Origin of the sequence: Synechococcus sp. R6-7 (genome assembly GCF_047461695.1) — a bacterium.
Lineage (GTDB): Bacteria > Cyanobacteriota > Cyanobacteriia > Thermostichales > Thermostichaceae > Thermostichus.
The window spans coordinates 1-2,639 of record NZ_JANSHS010000387.1 but is presented as its reverse complement, the minus strand read 5'-3'; the positions used below and the strand labels follow the sequence as shown (position 1 = coordinate 2,639).

Below are 2,639 nucleotides of genomic sequence, written 5' to 3'. Positions count from 1 at the left end.
GCGCATAGCGCGGGTGTCGGGTAGTTTACTTTTATCGGACTGGCGGTTGGGGATCCTCGCTTTGCAGGCGGAGAATTTCGGCCTCAATGCGCTGTTGCAAAGCTTTGCCCTCTTCGGAGCGGATCAAGAGTGTAATGCGGTTGTAGTCGGGCACAGTCATGCCGTGGCGAGTGATGATCTCGGTCGCGGTGCGGATGAATTCTCGCCGGATTTGATCTTTGCTGGCTGGGTCGTTTGTGGCTTGGGAGCGCTTTTGGGCCTCTTGCCGGTGGGGCTCCATCTCCAAGACGATACGGGCGTACATTGTTACCTGCTCATCGCTCAACACCACAGAGGTGGTGGGGGTTTGAGCCACGGCCAGAGAGACAGTGAGCACAGGGATCCAGGTGCAAACCCAGATCAGGCCCACCAGCGCTTTTTGGGCCACGCTTTGGATTGGAAATGCCGTCCACCGTCTCCGACTTGCTTTGCCTGACACCGCTGATGTCTCCCCACCCGCCAACTGTTGCTCAGGTTGCCTAGGGTTTTTGTGAGCTTTCGGCCCCACGCCGGTTCAACACTCTGATGAACCCCGCGGGCTTCGATCCTATCTGCTCCTCTCTGTGAAAGCCCAGGGCGTCGTCCACGCTGACAACTGAGCTTGCTTTTCCATTTGACCGAAAACTGGTCTTTAGGTTCCAGTTCCAGTCCCTTTCCAGCCTATCTGACACCCAGAAGGGAGTGGCCTCTGGGATAATGGGGATGAATCGCTGGTTATTGCCCCTATGAACTTGGAACGTCGCCCGGTTTTCCCGTTTACGGCCATCGTTGGCCAAGAGGAGATGAAATTGGCCTTGCTCCTCAACGTGATCGACCCGCGCATTGGCGGGGTGCTGATCATGGGGGATCGCGGCACGGGCAAGTCCACCACCATTCGCGCTTTGGCCGACCTGCTGCCCCAGATCGAGGTGGTGAAAGGGGATCCCTTCAACAGCCACCCGCGGCAGCGGGACTTGATGAGCGATCAAGTGTGGGAGCGCCTGCAGGCGGGAGAAACGCTGGAAAGCACTTGGATCCAGGTGCCGATGGTGGATCTGCCCTTGGGGGCAACAGAAGACCGAGTGTGTGGCACTCTCGACATTGAGCGGGCCTTAGCTCAGGGGGTGAAGGCTTTTGAGCCGGGGCTACTAGCCAAGGCCAATCGAGGCATCCTTTACGTGGATGAAGTCAACTTGCTGGATGACCACTTGGTGGATGTGTTGCTGGATGCGGCGGCCTCAGGCTGGAACACCGTGGAACGGGAGGGCATTTCCATTCGTCATCCGGCTCGGTTTGTGCTGGTGGGATCCGGCAACCCGGAAGAGGGGGAATTGCGGCCTCAACTGCTGGATCGCTTTGGCATGTTCGTCCAGATCGAAACGGTGCGAGATGCCGCCCTGCGGGTGCGGATCGTGGAGGAGCGCAGCCAGTTCGACGCCGATCCCCAGGCTTTTTTGGCCAAGTATGCCGATTCCCAGCAGCGCCTGCGGGAGCGCATCGAAAAAGCCCAACATCTTTTGCCCAACGTGGCAGTGGATCCCGATTTGCGCTTGAAGATCTCCGGAGTATGTGCGGCTTTGGAGGTGGATGGGCTGCGCGGAGACATTGTCACCAACCGGGCTGCCAAGGCCCTGGCGGCTTTGGAAGGGCGGAGCGAGGTCACCGTCGCCGATATCCGTCGGGTGATCAGCCTGTGTTTGCGTCACCGCCTGCGCAAGGATCCCTTGGAAACCATCGACTCCGGCTACAAGGTGGAAAAAGCCTTCAGCGAAGTGTTCCAGGTGAGCCTAGAGAGCGCCGCCTAGCCCAAGCACTCCGCGCTGCTAGCCCTCACCCCCGGCCCCTCTCCCGGCGAAGGGAAGTTGGGAGCGGCGAACCTCAGCCAAATAGGGCCGCTAACTTGTCGGCAATGGCGGCAATCCAGGCTTGCTCCTGCCGGCTGAAGCTGCGTGGGGTATCGCTCCCCAAAATCAAGCACCCTTTCTGGCCGATGGGCTGGCACAGCACGGCTTGGGATCCGGGGGGCAACAGGCCATCGAACTCGGCGCGGGCCGGGAACAGCTTGAGATCCACCAAATACACGGGCCGCCCCGTCTGCAAGACCCGCTGTAAAACGCTCTTGGGCTGAATGGAGGGCATCTGGCCGGGGTTGGCCAGGATCCCCCGTTGCAGGAGGGTTCGCCCACCCACCCAGATCACCACGGTGCGGGCGGCGGTGGTGCTGAGCAGGGTATGGGAGGCCCAAGCCAGCTCCAGTTTCTCGCTTTCGGAAAGATCGGGATGCCAATCACAGCCGGGGATCCCTTGCAGGGGGGCCGTTTGGGGCGGAAGAGGCTGGATCTGCTGCCACAGCAGGCCGGTCAAGATCAAAACAGCGCTGAGGAGGATCCCCAAGGCATCTGAACGGGACTGGCTGGTAAGCAATTCCGGCGTAAAGGCCAGTCGATTAATAACCAAAAGGACGCTGCCCAAAAGGCCGGTCACCAGAGGCAGCCGCCTCACCCAGCGATTGGGATCCCTGGGGGCTGGAGTGGGTTCAACCGTCAAGGCAGGCTAGGCATAACCTAGAGGAAGTAACGGGAGAGAAGGGAGAAGCTGATACATTTACGCTGAACACTGCT

3 protein-coding genes are annotated in these 2,639 nt (G+C 60.0%); 1 reads left to right on the top strand and 2 read right to left on the bottom strand.

Annotation, left to right across the window (positions count from 1 at the left end; genetic code table 11):
* Window positions 1-31: 31 nt before the first annotated feature.
* Window positions 32-427, bottom strand: coding sequence for a DUF4168 domain-containing protein (locus NW815_RS11275; protein WP_414389821.1), 396 nt, complete (start codon window positions 425-427; stop codon window positions 32-34).
* A 337-nt stretch (window positions 428-764) separates the two neighbouring features.
* Here NW815_RS11275 and bchI point away from each other — a divergent pair, with 337 nt between their 5' ends.
* Window positions 765-1,823: a magnesium chelatase ATPase subunit I gene (gene bchI, locus NW815_RS11270; protein ID WP_414389823.1), complete on the top strand. Its 1,059-nt coding sequence runs from the start codon at window positions 765-767 to the stop codon at window positions 1,821-1,823.
* A 73-nt stretch (window positions 1,824-1,896) separates the two neighbouring features.
* Here bchI and NW815_RS11265 read toward each other — a convergent pair whose 3' ends face one another.
* Window positions 1,897-2,565 (bottom strand): cofactor assembly of complex C subunit B, encoded by a 669-nt coding sequence (locus NW815_RS11265; RefSeq protein WP_414389825.1) that lies wholly within the window; start codon window positions 2,563-2,565, stop codon window positions 1,897-1,899.
* Window positions 2,566-2,639: the final 74 nt, after the last annotated feature.